This window comes from Halomonas citrativorans, from assembly GCF_014898005.1.
GTDB classification, from domain to species: domain Bacteria; phylum Pseudomonadota; class Gammaproteobacteria; order Pseudomonadales; family Halomonadaceae; genus Vreelandella; species Vreelandella citrativorans.
Map to the genome: position 1 here is coordinate 39,488 of NZ_JABUYX010000021.1, position 20,189 is coordinate 59,676.

Below are 20,189 nucleotides of genomic sequence, written 5' to 3' on the forward strand. Positions count from 1 at the left end.
TTACGCCTCCCCTTTAGAGTCAGTGGGCGCCTGCACGGTCAAGTCTAACGACCGAGCGCCTTGGGGGTACGCCTCAGGGTAGCGACGAATATGGCTTTTAAGTTGGTCGAATTGACGTTGAAGCGCTGGGGTTACATCGGCATAAACATCACTTACCAGGCTATCCAATGAGGGTGGAGGCCGCTTTTCAGCACGCTTCATGGTTTCAAGCACATCACGGCGCAGTGATTCCTGCTGCTGGGTTTCCTCCTCTTCGCTCCACCAACCTTTTTTCAACATCCATTTTTGCATTCGCAGCACGGGGTCCTTGAGGCGCCATGTCTCTTCTTCGCTTTTTAAGCGATAGCCAGAAGGATCATCAGAGGATGAGTGGGCGGCAAGGCGATACGTCATCGCCTCAATCAGCACCGGGTGATTATGCTCAACCGCCAGCTTGCGCGCTTGCCGAGTGGCTTCGTATACGGCAAGTACATCGTTGCCATCTACACGAATAACGTGCATGTGATAACCAAACGCACGTGGTGCAATGCCATCCGCGGCAAACTGCTCAACGGCAGGAGTGGAAATGGCATAGCCATTATTACGGCAGAAAAAGATGACAGGCACTTTATGGACAGAGGCCATATTAAGCGCCGCATGAAAGTCACCCTCTGACGCTGCGCCTTCGCCAAAAAAGGTCAACGTACACTGCTCATCGCCTGCGAGTTTTTGACCGTAGGCATAGCCGGTTGCCTGGGGGATTTGGGTAGCCAAGGGTGACGAAATCGTCATGTAGTGAAGTTTACGCGAACCGTAGTGAACCGGCATTTGGCGGCCCTTGCCATAATCCAGCTCATTGCCGAATAGCTGGTTCATAAACTCATCAATAGAAAAACCGCGATACATCAGCGCACCCTGCTCACGGTATTGCGCCATGATCATATCCGCATCGTCCAGGGCGGCGGTGGCGCCCACCACCGCCGCTTCTTCTCCTACGCACTGCATGTAGAAGCTAAGCCGCCCCTGGCGCTGTGCGGCCATCATACGTTCGTCAAGAATACGAGTGGATAGCATGGCCTGGTAGAGCCTGCGTGCATGTTCACGCTCTAGCGCAGGCGCTTCGGCACCGCTATAAAGTTCGCCTTCAGGGTCGAGCAAGCTGAAGGTGGAGATGGAAAGCTCATCGCCCGTCAGAAACGTCGGCTGGTGTACGTAGCGAATCATCATTATTGTCCTTGTTATGCCTCTTTTGAAGGCAGTATTGTCGGAGATGACTGTTTATGCCAGTGGATTTATCTGGTTTCAGTCAACGCAACGACTACGACAGTAACGCAGCACAAGGACTTTAGGCATACCACTTAAGACGAAGAGACCAACGACGACAAGATATTCTGGAGCGGTTCAAGGAGATGGCGGTTTAGAAGCAAGGCGTTAGGAAGAAGAGAGTCGTAAGCGCAGCCTGGTTTGAAGTGCATCAAACATGCTATCAACCGTAAGCGCCAGAAGCGCAATCACCAAGGCACCCTGAAGGACGTAAGCCATATTGTTATTAATAATGCCGGCAATGATCGGGTCCCCCAGGTTACTGGCGCCCACCGTGGCACCGAGTGCAGCGGTCGCAATATTGATAGTCACCGAGGTACGAATACCCGCCAATATGACGGGCGCAGCCAAGGGCAGCTCTACCTGGTAAAGCACCTGGAGGGGTGTTAGCCCCACCGCACGGGCTGCGGTTTTAATATCTTTATCAACATCCTGAAGCCCTGCCAGGGTATTGCGTACAATCGGCAGCAGGCCATAAAGCATCAACGCTACAATAATGGGCAAGGTGCCAAAACCCAGTACCGGCACGGCTAATGCCAATACCGCCACGGGGGGAAACGTTTGTCCAAGTGATGCAAGTTGCGACACTAACGGTAAAAAATCCTGCCCTTTTCGACGCGTTACCGCAATACCTGCGCCAACCCCCAGGCTAATAGTGACAATCGCGGCAACTCCAACGACCAGCACATGGCGCTCAAGCAACACATAAAAAGGTGTACGTTGATAGATAACCTGCCGAACATCCGGCTCTATCCATTGAAAGATACCTTGGGCGTGCGGTATTCCCACGATACAGACAGCCAACAGCGTGCCCCATAAGAATGGCCACAACCAGACCGTCTTTGCGGTGACTTGGGTCGAACGCATCACACGCTTCACATCAGGCTTCACGCATGCTTCCTTTTTCCAACTGGGCCTCTTTTACTATCTTGCGCAGAGAAAGCTCGCCAATTGGAACATCCTGCTGATCGACTACAGCAAGACGATCCGTATGGTCGCGCAGCATCATGGAAAGCGCTTGGCGCAACGAAAAGTCAGCGGGTATACGAAATTGCGAGGGTAATGTTGGACCCATCGAAGACATGTGGTCCTTGACTCGCGTTAAGGCCGCTTGCTTTAAACCACGCTCAAGCCCACCCAAAAGCGATTCAACAAAAGGGTCCTTGGGGTGCTGTAATAGTGAAAGCGGTGTCCCCTGCTGCACGATATGGCCATCGCGCATAACGACAAGATGATTAGCCAACTTAAGCGCTTCATCCATATCATGTGTGACAAACACAACGGTTTTATGTAACCGCGCCTGAAGGCCTGCCAGCTCATCCTGCAACTTGACGCGCGTGATAGGATCCAGCGCGCCAAAAGGCTCATCCATTAATAAAATATCCGGATCAGCCGCCAGGGCGCGAGCAACACCTACGCGCTGAGCCTGCCCACCAGAAAGCTGATGCGGATATTTATGTGCGAACTCAGCAACCGGCAAGCCAAGCAAGCCCATTAGCTCCTCAACCCGCGCCTGAATATCTTTCGCAGGCCATTTCAGTAGGCGTGGTACCAGCCCAATATTGCGAGCAACCGTCCAGTGAGGGAATAGGCCCGTGCTTTGAATCACATATCCGATCCGGCGGCGCAGCTTGACCGGGTCATACGCTTCAATGGCCTGGCCATCCAGAGTAATCTCACCATCACTTTTTTCGATTAAGCGATTGATCATGCGCAACGTGGTCGATTTGCCACAGCCAGAGGTACCTACCAGCGCACAAAACTGGCCTTTTTCCACTTTTAGATTAATGGCATCAACTGCCGTTTCAGCACCGAAACGCTTTGAGACGTGTGAAAGTTTGATCATTGGACGCCTCCTGGGCGCAGTGCTTCTGCCAAGGCACCCAGGCCCGCATCCACTAACAAAGCTAATATCAAAATGGGCAGTGCACCCAGCAGCACCATGTCCATGGCGGCCTGGCCTAGCCCTTGAAAGATGAAGGTACCTAAGCCCCCTGCGCCAATCAAAGCCGCTACTGCCGTGAGCCCAATGGCTTGAACCGTCGTAATACGCACACCCTCCAACAGCACAGGCAGAGCCAAGGGCAGGCGAACCTGCCAAAACCGCTGAATACGGTGCATGCCCATGGCGCTTGCGGCTTCCAGAGTATCCGGACTGACCTCTTCCAAGGCAGTGTAGGTATTACGCACCATGGGCAGCAGGCTATAAGCCACCAGCGCAATCAGCGCGGGCGTATTACCAATTCCACTCACCCCAACCTTAGCCAGGAAAGGCACATTGGCGGCAAGCCACGCCAGCGGCGCCAGCAAAAGGCCAAAGAGTGCCAGGCTAGGGATGGTTTGGAGGAAATTAAGCAGCGCAAAAGCAACCTTTTGCAGCCTGGCAAAGCGACGCATCAACAGGGCAAGCAGCGTGCCCATTACCACACTCATACTCACAGCGGTGCTCACCAGGAAAATATGCTGCCTGATCGCCTGTATAAATTGATGATCCCGCGCTTTAAATTCCTGAACCAGAGCCAAGTCGCTTAACCAGAGCCACGCGCAAAGCCACCAAATCAGTCCAACGCCTGACAATATGAGAACCGGCCATAAACGTTTTAAACCAAGCCGCAGGCGTAGTTCAACGATACCTAACAATGAGATAAACAAGACAACCCAATAACCGCCCCCGATGCCTAATCGCGCTTGAGGAAGCTCTGGGTCTATTAAAAAGTGGCTGGCGACCATTAATCCAAACGGCATCAGCGTCAGTAGTAATACCACTACGCCCAAGGCCGCCCAATAGTGGGTACGGCTGGGCTGATACGCCAGGCTTCCCAACGCAATGACCAGTAATGAGACAAGCACAGCACCGGGCCAGCCGAAGGCGCCCTGAACGTTAACACTCTCTCCTTGCACAATTCGGTTAGGTGCAACGCTGACGGTATCCACCCCCCAAACCGCTGCCAGCATCACCACACTTAAACTGATTAAAACAGCATTAGGGTAACCACCACGCCCCAAACGAGGCGTGGGCAGCGCATCCAAAAGCGACATTTATTAGTTATCCAAACGGTCGAGATAGTCGTTAGCGACCTGACTTGCCGATAAACCGTTAACGGCTACATCCGCGTTAAGCGCTTGCAGCGTTACCTCGTCCAGGGTTGTAAATACATCATGAAGCAGCGGCTCGATATCCGGATAGGCTTCAAGAATACTTTCTCGTACGACCGGTGCGGGCTGATAGACAGGTTGAACGCCTTTCGAATCTTCCAATACCACCAGGCCCAGGGCACTTAAGCCGCCATCCGTTCCATAGGTCATCGCTGCGTTAACGCCACTGGTTTGTTGAGCCGCGGCACGCATTGTAGCCGCTGTATTACCGCCTGAAAGCACCAGCAGTTGTTCATCCGTTAACTCAAATCCGTACGCCTCTTGAAAAGCGGGTAACGCCTGAGCGGATTCAACGAACTCTGCACTAGCCGCAAATTTGAAATCGCCGCCATCGGCAATATAAGCAGTAAGATCATCCAGTGTTTTCAAATTATGCTCATCTGCAACATCCTGACGAATACTCATGGCCCAGGTATTATTCGCGCTCGCAGGCGTTAGCCATACCAACCCATTTTGCGCATCCAATTCACGTACGGTTTGATGTGCCTGGTCAGCATCTTTCCATACATCGCTATCCGCCATATCGAAAAAGAAAGCACCGTTTCCGGTGTATTCAGGATATAGATCAATTTCTCCAGCAGTTAGCGCGGTACGCACCACATTCGTAGCACCCAGTTGAAGGCGGTCTTGCGTTGGTATGCCGTTGCGCTCTAGCGTCTGAATGATTAACTCACCCAGCACCGCCCCTTCCGTGTCGATTTTGGAGGCAACGACAACGGGCTCATTGGCATTCGCTTGGCTTAATGTTGTCAACGACAGGGCAGCGACAGATAGCAGAGATTTGATAGTAAAGCGCATCTTGGCAATCCTTTAGTAGACGTCTTTTAGTGAGGGGAGGCATTACTAGTATAAGTGGCATTTGAGTGGCTGCCAGACGCCGCTATAGCGACGCCTGGCACACCGGCTCTTGCTAAGGAGATTCAATGACCCACGTAGTTCCTTCACGTGAGTCTTTTAACACGATACCTAGCGCCGCCAACTCATCACGAACGGCATCTGCCTGAGCAAAATCCTTGCTCGCTTTCGCTGCCTGACGCTGGGCAATTTTTTCCTGGATAGCCGTTTCGCTAAGCGCTACCCCTTGCGACTGAGAGCCTTTTAAAAACGCGGCAGGCGTTTGCGTGAGAAGCCCCAACACACCAGCGAGCTGTTTTAATTCACCAGCCAGCCCCACGGCCTTTTCAGGTGTATCGCTTTTGGCACGATTAACCTCTCGCGCCAACTCAAATAGTACAGCGAGCGCCTCCGGGGTATTGAAGTCATCGTCCATGACCTGGGTGAAGCGGTCACGATAAGGACTAGCGGCTTCATCCATTTGGGCCGCAGTGTCGACGCCATCCAGCGCGGTATAAAGGCGCGTTAACGATTTACGCGCCTCTACGAGGGAATCAACCGAGTAGTTAATCGCACTCCGGTAATGGCTGGCGACCAACAGGTAACGCACCACTTCCGGATCATGCTCGGCCAATACGTCTCGGATGGTGAAGAAGTTGCCTAGCGACTTCGACATTTTTTCCTGATCCACACGGACAGCGCCCGCATGCATCCAGGTGTTAACGTAAGTTTTCCCCGTCGCGGCTTCTGACTGAGCAATTTCGTTTTCGTGGTGCGGGAAGGTCAAATCGGGCCCGCCACCGTGAATATCAAAGGTATCCCCCAAACAGCAGGTCGACATGGCCGAGCACTCGATATGCCAGCCAGGACGGCCATCGCCCCAAGGTGATGACCAGTGCGCCTCACCCGGTTTTGCCGCTTTCCAAAGCACAAAATCAAGCGGATCTTCTTTATGAACATCCACATCAACCCGCGCACCTGAACGCATATCGTCTAGCTGACGGTTATTGAGCTTGCCGTACGTGGCGAATTTGCGCACCCGGTAATACACATCGCCATTTCCGGCAGGATAGGCAAAACCTTTTCCGATCAACGTTTCGATCATGCCGACGATATCCCCAATATGCCCCGTTGCACGAGGCTCTTGGCTGGGTGGCAGCACGTTCAGCCGCGCTTCGTCTTCATGCATGGCATCAATCATGCGCTCGGTTAGCGCCGTAATGCTTTCACCATTCTCCTCAGCACGCTTAAGGATTTTATCGTCGATATCGGTGATGTTACGCACGTAGGTAACGTCATAGCCACGGTGGCGCAAATAGCGAGTAATGACATCAAATGCGACCATGACGCGGGCGTGGCCAAGGTGACAATAGTCATACACCGTCATGCCGCAGACATACATGCTTACCTTACCCGCGACCAGCGGCGTAAATGGCTCCTTGCGACGCGTCAGCGTATTGTAAATTTGCATATGACGATCCTTAACCTTTCTGTTTGATTTTCGCCCAGCTATCTTTCAACCCTACGGTACGGTTAAACACCAGTTGCCCCGGCTTGGAGAGATGACGGTCAGCGCAGAAGTAACCCATGCGTTCAAACTGGAAACGATCTTCCGGCACGGCTTTGGCCAGACTTGGCTCGCCGATTGCCTGGCAGATGACCAATGATTCTGGGTTCAGGTGCTCAAGGAAATCGACATCCTTGTCACGGTCCGGTTGCTCGACCATGAACAGATTGTCATACAGACGCACTTCCATGGGCACACCGTGAGTGGCGCTGACCCAGTGAACCACGCCTTTCACCTTGCGCCCTTCCGGATTTTTGCCGAGCGTGTCGAAGTCCACCGAACAGCGCAACTCAACCACTTCACCGGCGTCGTTCTTGATCACCTCGTCACACCGGATGACGTAGCTGTTGCGCAAGCGAACTTCCTTGCCTGGCGCCAAGCGGAAGAACTTCTTGGGTGCATCTTCCATGAAGTCATCCTGGTCGATGTACAGCTCGCGACCAAACGGTACCTTACGCGTCGGCATGTCGTCACGCGCGGGGTGCCCCGGCACGTCGTACACTTCCTCGTGGTTTTCTGCCACATTAGTCAGTACGACCTTGAGCGGTTTCAGCACGCACATGGCACGCGGCGCGTTATCTTCAAGGTCCGAGCGAATAGCGTGGGTCAGCATGGCGATATCGACAAGCCCGCCATCGGCACGCGTCACGCCGATCATTTCGCAGAATTTACGAATAGAGGCGGCGGTATAACCACGGCGGCGCATGCCGGAAATCGTCGGCATCCGTGGGTCATCCCAGCCGTCTACGATCTGCTCGTCCACTAACAGCTTCAATTTGCGTTTAGAGGTCAGCGTATAATCCAGGTTTAAGCGCGCAAACTCAATCTGACGTGGTTGGGCGGGAACCGGGAGATTATTCAGGAACCACTCATATAGCGGACGGTGGTCTTCAAATTCCAGCGTACAGATTGAGTGAGTGATGCCTTCGATCGCATCCGACTGCCCATGAGTGAAGTCGTAGGAAGGATAAATCTTCCATTTATCGCCGGTTTGGTGATGATTCGCATGACGAATGCGATACAAGATGGGATCGCGCAAGTTGATGTTAGGCGATGCCATATCGATTTTGGCACGTAGCACTTTTTCACTTTCACCGAATTCGCCAACACGCATACGCTCGAGTAAATCCAGGTTCTCCTCAACGCTACGTTCGCGGTAAGGGCTTGGCTTGCCAGGAGCGGTTAGCGTACCGCGATACTCACGGATCTCATCGGGCGAGAGATCATCCACGTAGGCTTTGCCTTCGCGAATTAAATGCTGTGCCCAGGCATAAAGCTGGTCAAAGTAGTCAGAAGCAAAGCGAACCGGGCCCGCCCAGCTAAAACCTAACCAACTGACGTCTTCTTTGATGGCGTCAATATAAGCCTGCTCTTCTTTCGCCGGGTTGGTGTCGTCAAAACGCAGATGACACTCACCACCCATTTGCTCCGCCAATCCGAAATTTAAGCAGATCGACTTTGCGTGGCCGATGTGCAGAAAACCGTTCGGCTCTGGGGGAAAACGCGTCACGATTTTTGTGACCTGGCCGCCCTCGATCTCGTCGCGTACTTGGTTGCGAATGAAGTTCGGCGCTGGGGTGGTCTCGTTGGTCATGGTGGTGTTGAAAACCTCGTGGTGGATGGCGTGCCAGGCAACCTCTGCCTACGCTATTAGGTTAGCGCTTCGCGGTGCCAAGCAAAACCGCTATTATAGCGTGACGCCGATGCACAGCGCCAAGGCGAACGTCTTCATTGAACAGGAATTTATTCATGATCGTATTACAGACAAACCACGGTGACATCACTATCGCGCTTAATCATGAAAAAGCGCCGGTAACAGCGGCTAACTTCGAGCAGTATGTTCGTGATGGATTTTACGATGGCACACTGTTTCACCGCGTCATTGACGAGTTTATGGTGCAAGGCGGTGGCTTTGATCAGGATTTCAACCAGAAGCCGACACGTGATTCGATCGAGAATGAAGCGGATAATGGCTTAAAGAACACTATCGGCACGCTTGCCATGGCTCGAACGCAAGACCCCCATTCGGCGACTGGCCAGTTTTTCATTAATGTTGGCGACAACGGCTTTTTGGATCACAGCGGAAAAAGCCTTCAAGGTTGGGGTTACGCCGTTTTTGGTGAAGTAGTTGATGGTATGGACGTGGTCAACGCCATTAAGGGTGTGAGCACAACACGCCGTGGCATGCATGCGGATGTGCCTGCGGAAGATGTGATCATTGAGCGTGCTTATGTAAAAGAAGCAGAATAACTCTTCGGGAGCATCATGCGCACACTGCTTGTAGCTGACATGCACTTAAGCAGCGACACCCCTGAGATCAATCAGGGGTTTTATCGCTATCTGGAACAAACGGCCCAGGGCGCAAGCGCCCTTTATATTTTGGGTGATCTTTTTGATGCGTGGATGGGTGATGACTTACTCGACACTCAGCATCCCCTTGGCGCCGTGGCGCTTAAAGTCATCCAGCGCTTACGCAAGCTGAGCGATGACGGTACGGCTATTTATCTGTCTCATGGCAACCGTGACTTTCTGCTGGGCGAACGGTTTGTTAATGCCTGCCAGGCAACACTGCTCTCCGATGTGCAGGAAGTGGAGTTGGAGGGCGTGCCGCTTGTGCTGCTGCATGGCGACAGCCTGTGCACCCAGGATGAAGCCTATATGGCGTTCAGGCAGCAGTCGCGCAATCCTGAATGGCAAGCACAGATTCTAGCGCTGCCTCTTGAGCAGCGCCTGGAGCTTGCCAAAAGCCTACGCATGCAATCAGGCGATGCCAACGCAAACAAGGCAGAAGCGATTATGGACGTGACCCATGCTGAAGTCGTACAACTGATGGAGCGTTATGGCGTTGCCACCATGATCCATGGCCATACACACCGCCCTAAGGTTCATGATCTTACGGTGGAAGACGTACCTGCTAAACGCTTTGTACTGGGTGACTGGGATGACCAGCACGGCTGGGACGTGATTATCGAGGAGTCTGACCGCCCTGAACCCAGGCTGCGTCAATTCTCCTTGGCCACGCCGCCCGCGGCGTAACTGCCTTCAGCAAACACAAAAAAGCCGATCAATCGATGATCGGCTTTTTTATTCATACCTGACAACGTTAGCGCTTGATATCCGCATCCTGATACAGGGTGTCAATCAAGCCCTGGATCACCGCTTGGGCTCTTAACTGCTCAGCCATTTGCGCGACAAAACCCGCTATTTGATCATTATCTTCGCCTGCCGATACGTCATCCAACGCGATAACCGCAACATCTTGCGACAGCGTAACAGCCCGGTACTGGCTTTCACCTTCATCCGGATTCGGCATACGGAAGACTTCCGACACCAATCCTTGAGGTAAAGAACTATTCTGCTGACGATTAACGTTAGTGGCTTCAAGCCAATTGACGTCGAGCGTCTCACCCGCATTAAGCGAAGCTGTCATTGCTTGAGCCTGCTCAAGCATGGCTTGTTGACGCTGTTGGGCGGCAACGGACTGCTCTACCTCATCGCGAACGTCATCCAGGCTTATCAGCGTCGCTTCACGGTGTTCGGCCACACGCAAGACCAAGCGTCGATCATCGTCGAGCTCAATCACTTCACTGTTATAGCCATCCGTCAGCACCTCTTCGCTGAAGGCTTCATCCAGCACGCCCGGCTCCGAAAGAACGCCTTCGCCTTCACCACGCGCGAGCCAATCGGTTTGCGTCAACGTTAAACCAATATCATCAGCGACGCTTTGCAAATCGTCCGCAGCAAAGCTCTGGTCAATCAGTTGCTGGACGTTAGCGTTAAACGTATCGTTAACTTCTCCTAACGCCACGTTTTGACGCAGAGTGTCGCGCTGCTCTTCAAACGAGGGGGCATCAACATCGGTCACTCGCAGAATGTGGAAGGCACCATCAACTTCAACGACCTGCGACGTTTCGCCTTCAGCAAGAGAGAATGCAGCCTCATCAAATGCATTGCCGAAAATACCGCGCGAAATCGTACCTAGATCGCCTCCTTCCTCGGCACTTGCTGTGTCATCAGAGTAGCGGAGTACCGTATCAGCAAAGGATTCGCCATCTTCCAGGTCATCATAAGCAGTGTCAGCAATGCTGCGTGCTTCTTCACGGGAACGTTCATCACCAAAGGTCACCATGATATGTGAAATGCGTCGATCCGCATTTTGATTCTGTTCACGCCACGCCTGGCGAAGCGTCTCTTCATCAATTTCACTTTCAGCGGCCATGGCTTGGCGATCAATCAGCACATACTCAACGCGTACCTGCTCAGGCCGCTCGAAACGCTCCTGATGGGCATCATAGTAAGCCTGTACCTGCTCGTCGGTGACATTGATATCAACATCTACGTCGTCGTTGTTCATCAGCACATAACGAAAACTGCGCTGCTGATTTTGTAACTCGGCCAAACGAGCCTGTTCGCTGGGCAGGCTAAAATCGCTGAATGCCAAGCCTTGCTGCAAATGCTGACGCTTAATGTCGACGCGCAAGTCCTGACGAAACGAGACAGGTGAATAACCTGCACCCGCTAGCCGGTTACGGAAAATGTCGGCCGAGAAATGACCATTTTGATCATGAAACTCGGGGAGGCCTACAATAATTTGGTCTAACTGTGCATCGGAGACGTAGAACCCACCGTCATCAGCGTACTGAGTAAGCAGTTGCTGGGTGATCAACTGGTCCAGCATATCATTGCGCAACGCACGCTCTTGTTCCGGCGGGACCTGGCCTGACCGAAGCGCTCGTTGCACCTCCAGCTCAACCTGCTGACGCATGATGGGCTGGCCATTGACACTTGCGACTTCATTGGGATCGCTGCCAAACACACTAAACAGTGATTCCACCCCAAACAGCGCCATGGCAGCCACCATGAGACCGATAATAATTTTGGCGCCCCAGCTTCTGGAGCCATTTCGAATACTTTGCAGCATGCTAGCCTCAGATAAACACAGCCATATAAATAAACCTTCACGTTGCCCGAAATCGTTTTCGGATAACCCCTTAAATACCAGGCCAAAAAATAACATGGGCGCATCGCGGATGCGATGCGCCCATTAGATTACATAAACACAGAACAATTAATTAACGGCGTCTTTCAGCGCCTTGCCTGCTTTGAAGCCAGGTACTTTCGCCGCTTTAATTTCGATAGGCTGGCCCGTCTGCGGGTTACGGCCAGTACGTGCAGCACGCTCTTTAATAGCGAAGGTACCAAAACCTACCAGTGAAACGCTTTCACCTTTTTTGAGGCTATCGGTGACAGACTCCACCATGGCATCCAATGCGCGGGTTGCCGCTGCTTTAGGAATATCGGCAGACGCGGCAATGGCTTCAATCAGCTCGGACTTATTCACACTTCACCCCTTAACTGTTTCAAAAAAATGGCTCTGTACGGCATGGCCACCAGAAGGTACAACCTCAAAGCATAGCTGCGTTTTATAGCAATGCCTTGAAACACCTGTCAAGCAAACACACCGTGGTATGCCCGCTGCACAAGGCTTTGGGCAAATTCTTTAAGTAAACATTAAAGACCAATGGCTTTAATATTAGTGTGTATTGGCTACGGTGGAGGAAGTAAACGATGTTTTAGCACCCTTTTCAGCACTTTTTAAAGACGTGCCCTCATCGTTTTCATCGCTCACTAGCGCCACCGCCAATACATCATCTATCCAGCGTACCGGACGAATATCAAGTGCACCCTTGATATTTTCCGGTACTTCCTTGAGATCACGACGATTTTCTTCAGGAATCAAGACGGTCTTTATACCACCGCGACGGGCTGCCAGCAATTTCTCCTTCAGGCCGCCTATCGGCAACACCTCGCCCCGAAGGTTAACTTCACCGGTCATCGCTACATCACAGCGCACTGCACGCTGCGTATAAGCCGACACCATAGCCGTTACCATCGCGACACCAGCGCTGGGGCCATCTTTAGGCGTAGCCCCTTCTGGCACATGGATATGCAGGTCTTCATTCTCAAAACGCGCAGGGTCAATACCGAACCCGTGAGCACGCGCCTTCACAACGGTTTGTGCGGCACTAACGGACTCTTTCATTACATCGCCGAGCGAGCCCGTTTTGTTAATTCGCCCTTTACCTGGCGTCACCACAGACTCAATGCTGAGAAGCTCTCCACCGACTGATGTCCAAGCAAGCCCTGTTACACGGCCAATCTGGTCGTCCTGCTCAGCCAGCCCGTAGCTGTAACGTCGTACGCCGGCATAGGCTTCAATTTGCTCAGCAGAAAGGGTTTGCGTCTCTTCGAGGTCTTTACGCTCCAAGCGCTCGCGAAGCACTTTACGGCAGACTTTAGCAATCTGGCGTTCAAGTTCACGCACCCCCGCTTCACGCGAGTAGTAGCGAATAAGCTCCAGCAGCGCATCATCCTGAAGTGCCAGCTCATCTGTCTTCAGTCCATTGGCAGCGAGCTGCTTCGGCAACAGATAACGCTTGGCGATCGCCAGCTTTTCATCTTCGGTATAGCCTGGCAGACGAATAATTTCCATACGGTCCAAAAGCGGGCCAGGAATATTCATCGAATTGGCCGTACAGATGAACAGCGTCTCTGAAAGGTCGTAATCCAGTTCCAGATAGTGATCGCTGAAGCTGTTGTTTTGCTCAGGATCCAACACTTCCAAAAGCGCTGAGGCTGGGTCGCCACGATGATCCATGCCGAGCTTATCCACTTCATCCAGCAGGAACAGTGGATTCTTGACACCTGCACGGCTCATGCGCTGCATTAGCTTACCGGGCAATGAACCAATATAAGTGCGTCGATGGCCACGAATCTCCGACTCATCCCGCACTCCGCCCAATGCCAAGCGTACATACTTACGATTGGTCGCCCGCGCGATGGACTGACCCAGCGAGGTCTTACCCACCCCAGGTGGGCCTACCAGGCACAGCACAGGGCCTTTCATCTTGCGTACGCGCTTTTGTACAGCCAAGTACTCAAGGATACGTGCTTTTACCTCTTCGAGGCCGTAATGGTCCTCATCAAGCACTTCTTGCGCTTTCACAAGATCATGCTTCACGCGCGTACGCTTTTTCCAAGGGACCGCTATCAGCCAATCCAGATAGGAGCGCACGACGGTCGATTCTGCAGAGTTAGCAGCCATCATTTTCAGCTTGTTCAGCTCTTGAGTCGCTTTATCGGCAGCCTCTTGTGGCATGCCCGACTCTTTGATCGCTTTCTCGTACTTTTCGGCTTCATTTGGTACGTTGTCGAGCTCGCCCATCTCTTTCTGAATGGCTTTCATCTGCTCGTTTAAGTAGTACTCGCGCTGGGTCTTTTCCATCTGCTCTTTAACACGTGAGCGGATGCGCTTTTCTACTTGAAGCAGATCAATTTCAGATTCGATTAAGGCCATCAGGTGCTCAATACGATCGCGCACCCTATCCATCTCTAAAAGCTCCTGTTTATCGCCAATTTTTAGCGATAAATGAGCACAGATGGTGTCCACTAGCCGGCTTGGATCTTCAATCCCGGAAAGCGAGTTAAGCACCTCATTGGGCACTTTTTTCGACAGTTTAACGTACTGCTCGAACTGATTAAGCAGCACGCGTACCAGCGCTTCCTGTTCGCGGCTGGTTAAGGGCTCGCTCTCTCGAGGAGAAAGATGGGCTTGCGTATAGCCCGCTTCGTTCTCTTCGATGTCCAGTACATCCGCGCGAAAGCTGCCTTCAATCAACACTTTTACAGTGCCATCGGGAAGCTTGAGCAGCTGCATAATGTCCGCCACTGTGCCCATGGCATAGAGGTCGGCATTGTCCGGCTCATCCTGGGCTGCTTCTCGCTGAGCCACTAGCAATACGCGCTTATCAGCTTCCATCGCAGCTTCAAGCGCCTGAATCGACTTTTCACGCCCTACAAACAGAGGGATAACCATTTGCGGATACACGACGACGTCCCGCAACGGCAATAAAGGTAGACATTGAGTCTGTTCGGCGTTCTGCTGCATCGCAGACGTTCCTCAACAAATCGGAAGAGTACTTGATGGAACACCAAGGCAAGTACATCACTGTATGAAAAGTACTACGCAGTGTAGAGCAAACTACGCAGTGACACCCATGAACAACAAGGGGCCGCCTAGGCGACCCCTTGGTTTAGCGCAAGCGGCTGAAGTCACGCCGTTGGCCTATTACTAGCCATCCGTGCCATCAACGCGAGCATCTTCCTGCTTTGAATACATCAAGAGCGGCTCGCTTTCACCTGCGATTACCGATGCATCGATAACCACCTTGCTGACATTTTCCAGTGATGGAATTTCATACATGGTGTCAAGCAATACCGACTCAAGGATAGAGCGCAGGCCGCGTGCACCTGTCTTCCGCTCCATCGCCTTCGCAGCAACCGCTCGTAACGCTTCGTCTCTAAACTCAAGCGTCACGCCTTCCATTTCGAAGAGCTTTCCATACTGCTTGATGAGCGAGTTTTTGGGCTCTGTCAAAATCTGGATCAGCGCGTCTTCGGTAAGCTCCGTTAACGTAGCAATGACCGGTAGACGTCCAACAAACTCTGGAATCAAACCGAACTTCACCAGGTCTTCCGGCTCAACGTCTGCAAGCAGTTCACCGACACCACGTGCTGACTCTTTGCTCTTAACGCTGGCGTTAAAACCGATTCCGCCCTTTTCAGCCCGGTCACGTATAACCTTGTCCAGACCCGCGAAAGCGCCGCCCACAATAAACAGTATGTTACCGGTATTTACCTGAACAAACTCTTGCTGCGGATGCTTGCGGCCACCCTGAGGCGGTACAGAAGCCGTCGTGCCTTCGATTAGTTTGAGCAACGCCTGCTGTACACCTTCACCCGATACATCACGCGTGATAGACGGGTTGTCGGACTTACGAGAAATTTTGTCAATTTCATCGATATATACAATGCCGCGCTCGGCCTTCTCTACATCGTAGTCACACTTTTGAAGCAGCTTCTGGATGATGTTTTCAACATCTTCACCCACATAACCCGCTTCGGTCAGCGTTGTTGCATCCGCAATGGTGAAAGGTACGTTTAATAAACGTGCCATGGTCTCCGCTAGCAATGTTTTACCACTACCAGTGGGGCCGATGAGCAGAATATTGGATTTACCTAATTCAACATCGCCTTCACGTACGTCCGGTCTCAGACGCTTGTAGTGGTTATAAACCGCTACGGACAGCACCATTTTGGCGCGGTCTTGTCCAATGACGTAATCGTCCAGGGTATGACGTATTTCGCGAGGCGTAGGTAAACGCTCCTCATCGCTCTCGGCATCGGCTTCGAGAACTTCCTCGCGAATGATGTCATTACACAAGTCGACACACTCATCGCAGATATATACGGACGGGCCAGCAATCAGTTTACGTACTTCGTTCTGGTTTTTTCCACAGAACGAGCAGTAAAGTAATTTACCACCTTCATCCTTGCCTTTGCCGTCGGCCATTAGCGTACCTCTGTCACTGCGGCGGCTTGCACCGCCATAAAAGCTCGTTAGAAAAGCAAAACCTCATCACGCTATCAGGATGTAGGCCGCTTATCCAGCACTGCGTCAATCAAGCCATACTCTTGAGCTTTATTGGCGCTCATGAAATTGTCACGGTCGGTATCACGGGCAACCGCTTCCAGATCCTGACCAGTATGATGCGCAAGAATCTGATTCAACTTTTCGCGGATTCCCAGAATCTCACGGGTATGGATTTCAATGTCAGATGCCTGACCCTGATAACCCCCCAGCGGCTGATGAATCATGACCCGTGAATTAGGCAAGCAGTAACGCTTACCGGCTGCGCCTGCTGTTAAAAGCAGCGCGCCCATACTGGCCGCTTGACCAATACATACGGTTGATACATCGGGCTTAATAAACTGCATGGTGTCATAAATCGACATGCCTGCCGTTACCGAGCCACCCGGCGAGTTGATATAAAGATGGATATCCTTGTCGGGGTTTTCCGACTCAAGGAACAACATCTGAGCGACCACAAGGTTAGCCATGTAGTCTTCAACAGGGCCTACCAGGAAAATGACACGCTCTTTTAGCAGACGCGAGTAAATATCGTAGGCTCTTTCCCCTTTGGCGCTCTGCTCAACCACCATGGGCACTAAACCGCCGGCGTTTTGAATATCAAATCCACTCATTTGGGTGATTCCTTGCGTCCGATAAGGGAAAGGCGCACCGAGAACAGTGCGCCGCGCTGATGGGATTGCTTAGGCGTCTGCTTTCTCGCCTTCTTCAGCACCCTCGTCTTGTGCAGCCTGCTGCTGAGCGGCAGCTAATGCTTGCTGATAAGACATTTCAACGTCTTTAACGTTCGTTTGCTCAAGCAGTTTATCGACCGCTTTCTCTTCGAGAATGGCAGACTTAACCTGCGTTTTCAGCTGGTCGTTGCTCATGTAGTACTCAACAACCTCAGAAGGGTCCTGGTACTGCTCGGCCAGCTCTTCAACTTTTGCTTTAATCGCAGCATCGTCAGCGTCAAGCTCATTGACCTTGATCACTTCAGCCAGCAAAAGACCTACTTGAACGCGGCCCTTGGCCTGCTCTTCAAAAAGCTCATTGGGCAGCTGGCTAACATCAAAGTCTTCGCCAAGGCCAAACTGTTGAGCAGCCTGACGCTTCATTGCATCCGTTTCTTGCTGAACTAACGAGCTTGGCACCAGAATGTCGTTGGCTTCTTTAAGCGCGTCCAGCACCTGCTGCTTAACACGATTATCAACGGCCTGAGTCGCCTCACGCGTCATGTTCTTTTTGATTTCAGCGCGGAATTTATCCTGGTCGCCATCGTCTACGCCAAAGCGCTCAATGAAAGCAGCGTCAATTTCAGGCAGCTTCTGCGTGCTGACTTTATGCACCGTTACATTGAAGGTGGCTTCCTTACCTGCCAGATGCTCGGCCTGGTAATCTTCCGGGAAAGTAACCTTGATGGTTTTCTCTTCGCCAGCCTTGGCACCGATTAACTGCTCTTCAAAGCCTGGGATAAAGCTGTTGGAGCCAATCACTAGCGCGTGACCTTCAGCACTACCGCCTTCAAACGGCTCATCGCCCAGGAAACCTTTAAAATCAATCGTTACCTGATCGCCATCTGCTGCCGGTGTGTCCGCATCTTGCCAATCGGCATTTTGTTTACGCAGCGTCTCGATCATTTCATCAACGTCAGCATCGCTTACGCTAACCACCGGGCGCTCAACGTCAGTGCCTTCGATAGAGGTCAACTCGATCTGCGGATAAATTTCCATGATCGCTACGAATTCAAGATCTTTACCGGCTTCATTAATTTGCGGCTCAATCTGAGGGTAGCCAGCCGGGTTAAGGCCTTCTTCAGTGATGGCACGTACGTAACGCTCACGCATTACCTCGCCCACTACTTCACTGCGAACGCTGTCGCTATAGCGTTGGCGGACAACAGACATTGGTACCCGGCCTTGGCGAAAACCATTCAGCCGCACGTTTTTCGCGGTGTCTATCAGGCGAGCACTGACAGCCTCGTCGATTTCGGCAGCCGGTACTTGGATAGAAATACGGCGTTCGATCTGGGAGGTCGTCTCGACGGAAACTTGCATGAATTGTCCTCTAGCGGCTGGGCGTTGTATTAACAGTGTTTAAATAAATTCCAAGGGGCAATTTTAAGAACCCTAGCGCACGGTGGCAAGCGCCATGCTCGCAAGATGGGGGCGCTGCGGTTAATTACAAGGGAATAAGTGACTAATTTATTACTTTTAGACCTCGGACACAGAATTACGTGCTCATTACGATAGGCTACCTGCCACTTAGCAACCTTTACTGGCTATCGTAACGATACTCATGACTACTCATCAAGACTTACCTATTTCACGCATTATGCAAACCAGCATTTTGCACTGCACACCCGCCATACGCCTTGCCAAGCGGCAAAGCGTATGGCGAAGCGCCACTGCAGCTCTATTGTCATTATGGAGAGCCATCAGGCATTAGGTATCTGGACAGAGCATGACGCCTTGATGGTCAATTTCAGTACGCCCTCGGTTCTAATGCGGCCGATCGCCGCATTTATGGCATCACCCGTGCATAACGCGCCGCATCAAATGTTGCTCAGCGAGGCCCTTCTCATCACTGAGCTACCTGCATCATATTACGGCCCAAAGCCTAAAAATAGATCGCAGTTTTATTGAGACCTTTGCACCAGCAGGAGCACAACAGCCGCGCTATCGTTGCGGCGATTGCAAGCCTTACTCGTGAGCCAGGTATAAAGGCGGTCGCCGAAGGCGTCGAAACGGAGCAGCAATGGGACCTGCTGGGGTGAGTATACTATCGATTTTATCCAAGGGTTTTGGGCCTAAACGGGTTATTTATGGCGTTTAGGGCGCCACCATAAACTTACCGCATGCATTAAAAGACCACAGGTAGCGGCGTGAGAGATAAAGACTTCCCAGCTGATCCATGTGGTAAAAAGCGCGTGCCAAGCCCCCATGACTAAAGCGCCCACTAACAGCATGAGCACCAACCGTAGGCAAAGACGAGGTAATTGCTTGCGCGCGTCACGGGATAATAAACGCCATTGCGCTACCGCCGCACTGGCAACCAGTACGACACCCATCACAATAAGCGTTTGACGGGTACTGTGCCCACCTGCCATAAAACGCGGCAAAGATGCCAGCATCACCACACACAAACCGAGCGCAACACTAATGCGCTCTGCTGAAAAAGGCATCGGCTGCATTGCTTAGGCTACCTTTAGCTGCTGCTCTTCAATCCACGTCTCGACCCACGGTAGTGCGGCATCATCTGCCATAAATGTTTCCATGGCATCAATTTCCAACCGGTCACCCAAACGGCGTGCCCCATGGTCTTCAAGTAACGCATCAAGCGCTCTGCCCGCACCACAGTATGTATCACCGTAGGAGCTGTCGCCTAACGCAATCATGCCGTAGCGTAATGCCGTAAGGGCTGGGCTTGTATCTTTTAAGCTGCGCACAAAGGGCACAAAATTACCGGGAAAGTCACCACTGCCAGTGGTAGAGAGCACGAATAATGAGAGATCTTCATGGCTCGTTAGATCATCAAGCGTCGGCTGCTCAACAATATTAACGGCAAAGCCCGCTTGCTCGAATAATGGCTTTACCTGCTCAGCCACATCTAACGCACCGCCATACATCGTGCCAACCAATATGTTCAGTTGAGGCATTGTTGCTATCCCCTATTAAGTGTCACGGCGTTGATAAATAGCCGTTGAATTTGCAGGAATATTAACATACTTCATTTATACGGCACATTTCGCAAATGAACAGACAAGGCTGTATGCACCGTGGCGATCGAGTAGGAAGGGGAGTCGCCTCCCCTGTCCTCTCACACCACCGGGCATACGGTTCCGTACCACGGCGGTTCATG

The 20,189-nt window shown here is 52.1% G+C and carries 18 protein-coding genes; 3 read left to right on the plus strand and 15 right to left on the minus strand.

Annotation, left to right across the window (positions count from 1 at the left end; translation table 11 throughout):
* The 7 genes from INT20_RS14825 to INT20_RS14855 form a co-directional block, all read right to left on the minus strand.
* Complete coding sequence (locus INT20_RS14825; protein WP_193054612.1) at positions 1 to 1,203, minus strand: thiamine pyrophosphate-dependent dehydrogenase E1 component subunit alpha; 1,203 nt, start codon at positions 1,201 to 1,203, stop codon at positions 1 to 3.
* Between the two features lie 207 nt (positions 1,204 to 1,410).
* Positions 1,411 to 2,169 carry an ABC transporter permease gene (locus INT20_RS14830; protein ID WP_193054613.1) on the minus strand — a complete coding sequence of 253 codons (759 nt, stop codon included), beginning with the start codon at positions 2,167 to 2,169 and terminating at the stop codon, positions 1,411 to 1,413.
* A 13-nt stretch (positions 2,170 to 2,182) separates the two neighbouring features.
* A complete protein-coding gene (locus INT20_RS14835) occupies positions 2,183 to 3,148 on the minus strand; it encodes an ABC transporter ATP-binding protein (protein ID WP_172118790.1) in 966 nt (321 codons plus the stop codon).
* Positions 3,145 to 4,341, minus strand: coding sequence for an ABC transporter permease (locus INT20_RS14840; protein ID WP_172118791.1), 1,197 nt, complete (start codon positions 4,339 to 4,341; stop codon positions 3,145 to 3,147). Before INT20_RS14840 ends, INT20_RS14835 begins: the two co-directional genes overlap by 4 nt.
* A gap of 3 nt (positions 4,342 to 4,344) precedes the next feature.
* The gene (osmF, locus tag INT20_RS14845) at positions 4,345 to 5,256 is read right to left on the minus strand and encodes a glycine betaine ABC transporter substrate-binding protein OsmF (protein WP_193054606.1); all 912 of its coding nucleotides are present in this window, start codon (positions 5,254 to 5,256) and stop codon (positions 4,345 to 4,347) included.
* Positions 5,257 to 5,368: 112 nt separating this feature from the next.
* Positions 5,369 to 6,763: a cysteine--tRNA ligase gene (gene cysS / locus INT20_RS14850; protein WP_193057201.1), complete on the minus strand. Its 1,395-nt coding sequence runs from the start codon at positions 6,761 to 6,763 to the stop codon at positions 5,369 to 5,371.
* A gap of 10 nt (positions 6,764 to 6,773) precedes the next feature.
* The gene (locus INT20_RS14855) at positions 6,774 to 8,453 is read right to left on the minus strand and encodes a glutamine--tRNA ligase/YqeY domain fusion protein (RefSeq protein ID WP_172118794.1); all 1,680 of its coding nucleotides are present in this window, start codon (positions 8,451 to 8,453) and stop codon (positions 6,774 to 6,776) included.
* A gap of 155 nt (positions 8,454 to 8,608) precedes the next feature.
* Between INT20_RS14855 and INT20_RS14860 the strand changes: the two genes are divergently transcribed.
* Positions 8,609 to 9,109, plus strand: a complete 501-nt coding sequence (locus INT20_RS14860; protein ID WP_172118795.1) for a peptidylprolyl isomerase — start codon at positions 8,609 to 8,611, stop codon at positions 9,107 to 9,109.
* Between the two features lie 15 nt (positions 9,110 to 9,124).
* Positions 9,125 to 9,895 carry a UDP-2,3-diacylglucosamine diphosphatase gene (locus tag INT20_RS14865; RefSeq protein ID WP_193057202.1) on the plus strand — a complete coding sequence of 257 codons (771 nt, stop codon included), beginning with the start codon at positions 9,125 to 9,127 and terminating at the stop codon, positions 9,893 to 9,895.
* A gap of 67 nt (positions 9,896 to 9,962) precedes the next feature.
* Here the strand turns inward: INT20_RS14865 and INT20_RS14870 are convergent, their stop codons facing one another.
* The 6 genes from INT20_RS14870 to tig form a co-directional block, all read right to left on the minus strand.
* A complete protein-coding gene (locus INT20_RS14870; protein ID WP_193054610.1) occupies positions 9,963 to 11,780 on the minus strand; it encodes a SurA N-terminal domain-containing protein in 1,818 nt (605 codons plus the stop codon).
* A 147-nt stretch (positions 11,781 to 11,927) separates the two neighbouring features.
* Entirely contained in the window at positions 11,928 to 12,200 is a 273-nt protein-coding gene (locus INT20_RS14875; protein ID WP_087111465.1) for an HU family DNA-binding protein, read from the minus strand.
* A gap of 192 nt (positions 12,201 to 12,392) precedes the next feature.
* Positions 12,393 to 14,807 (minus strand): endopeptidase La, encoded by a 2,415-nt coding sequence (gene lon, locus INT20_RS14880; RefSeq protein ID WP_172118798.1) that lies wholly within the window; start codon positions 14,805 to 14,807, stop codon positions 12,393 to 12,395.
* 183 nt (positions 14,808 to 14,990) lie between these two features.
* Positions 14,991 to 16,271, minus strand: a complete 1,281-nt coding sequence (gene clpX, locus INT20_RS14885; RefSeq protein WP_172118799.1) for an ATP-dependent Clp protease ATP-binding subunit ClpX — start codon at positions 16,269 to 16,271, stop codon at positions 14,991 to 14,993.
* Between the two features lie 74 nt (positions 16,272 to 16,345).
* Positions 16,346 to 16,963, minus strand: coding sequence for an ATP-dependent Clp endopeptidase proteolytic subunit ClpP (gene clpP, locus INT20_RS14890; RefSeq protein WP_193057203.1), 618 nt, complete (start codon positions 16,961 to 16,963; stop codon positions 16,346 to 16,348).
* 69 nt (positions 16,964 to 17,032) lie between these two features.
* Complete coding sequence (tig, locus tag INT20_RS14895; RefSeq protein WP_193057204.1) at positions 17,033 to 18,385, minus strand: trigger factor; 1,353 nt, start codon at positions 18,383 to 18,385, stop codon at positions 17,033 to 17,035.
* A 593-nt stretch (positions 18,386 to 18,978) separates the two neighbouring features.
* Here tig and INT20_RS14900 point away from each other — a divergent pair.
* A complete protein-coding gene (locus INT20_RS14900) occupies positions 18,979 to 19,104 on the plus strand; it encodes an EAL domain-containing protein (protein ID WP_193054555.1) in 126 nt (41 codons plus the stop codon).
* 42 nt (positions 19,105 to 19,146) lie between these two features.
* Here the strand turns inward: INT20_RS14900 and INT20_RS14905 are convergent, their stop codons facing one another.
* Together INT20_RS14905 and INT20_RS14910 are read right to left on the minus strand one after the other, a co-directional pair.
* Positions 19,147 to 19,521, minus strand: a complete 375-nt coding sequence (locus tag INT20_RS14905) for a hypothetical protein (protein WP_193054554.1) — start codon at positions 19,519 to 19,521, stop codon at positions 19,147 to 19,149.
* 3 nt (positions 19,522 to 19,524) lie between these two features.
* On the minus strand, positions 19,525 to 19,986 hold the full coding sequence (locus tag INT20_RS14910) for a flavodoxin (RefSeq protein WP_193054553.1): 462 nt from the start codon (positions 19,984 to 19,986) through the stop codon (positions 19,525 to 19,527).
* Positions 19,987 to 20,189 lie beyond the last annotated feature (203 nt).

What these genes read in the sequence shown, in the direction of transcription:
- INT20_RS14830 (WP_193054613.1), bottom strand. Translation starts at nt 2,169, where the DNA reads ATGCGTTCGACCCAAGTCACCGCAAAGACGGTCTGGTTGTGGCCATTC.
- INT20_RS14905 (WP_193054554.1), bottom strand. Translation starts at nt 19,521, where the DNA reads ATGCAGCCGATGCCTTTTTCAGCAGAGCGCATTAGTGTTGCGCTCGGT.
- clpX (WP_172118799.1), bottom strand. Translation starts at nt 16,271, where the DNA reads ATGGCCGACGGCAAAGGCAAGGATGAAGGTGGTAAATTACTTTACTGC.
- INT20_RS14825 (WP_193054612.1), bottom strand. Translation starts at nt 1,203, where the DNA reads ATGATTCGCTACGTACACCAGCCGACGTTTCTGACGGGCGATGAGCTT.
- INT20_RS14835 (WP_172118790.1), bottom strand. Translation starts at nt 3,148, where the DNA reads ATGATCAAACTTTCACACGTCTCAAAGCGTTTCGGTGCTGAAACGGCA.
- osmF (WP_193054606.1), bottom strand. Translation starts at nt 5,256, where the DNA reads ATGCGCTTTACTATCAAATCTCTGCTATCTGTCGCTGCCCTGTCGTTG.
- INT20_RS14910 (WP_193054553.1), bottom strand. Translation starts at nt 19,986, where the DNA reads ATGCCTCAACTGAACATATTGGTTGGCACGATGTATGGCGGTGCGTTA.
- cysS (WP_193057201.1), bottom strand. Translation starts at nt 6,763, where the DNA reads ATGCAAATTTACAATACGCTGACGCGTCGCAAGGAGCCATTTACGCCG.
- INT20_RS14840 (WP_172118791.1), bottom strand. Translation starts at nt 4,341, where the DNA reads ATGTCGCTTTTGGATGCGCTGCCCACGCCTCGTTTGGGGCGTGGTGGT.
- INT20_RS14870 (WP_193054610.1), bottom strand. Translation starts at nt 11,780, where the DNA reads ATGCTGCAAAGTATTCGAAATGGCTCCAGAAGCTGGGGCGCCAAAATT.
- tig (WP_193057204.1), bottom strand. Translation starts at nt 18,385, where the DNA reads ATGCAAGTTTCCGTCGAGACGACCTCCCAGATCGAACGCCGTATTTCT.
- INT20_RS14865 (WP_193057202.1), top strand. Translation starts at nt 9,125, where the DNA reads ATGCGCACACTGCTTGTAGCTGACATGCACTTAAGCAGCGACACCCCT.
- INT20_RS14860 (WP_172118795.1), top strand. Translation starts at nt 8,609, where the DNA reads ATGATCGTATTACAGACAAACCACGGTGACATCACTATCGCGCTTAAT.
- INT20_RS14855 (WP_172118794.1), bottom strand. Translation starts at nt 8,453, where the DNA reads ATGACCAACGAGACCACCCCAGCGCCGAACTTCATTCGCAACCAAGTA.
- lon (WP_172118798.1), bottom strand. Translation starts at nt 14,807, where the DNA reads ATGCAGCAGAACGCCGAACAGACTCAATGTCTACCTTTATTGCCGTTG.
- clpP (WP_193057203.1), bottom strand. Translation starts at nt 16,963, where the DNA reads ATGAGTGGATTTGATATTCAAAACGCCGGCGGTTTAGTGCCCATGGTG.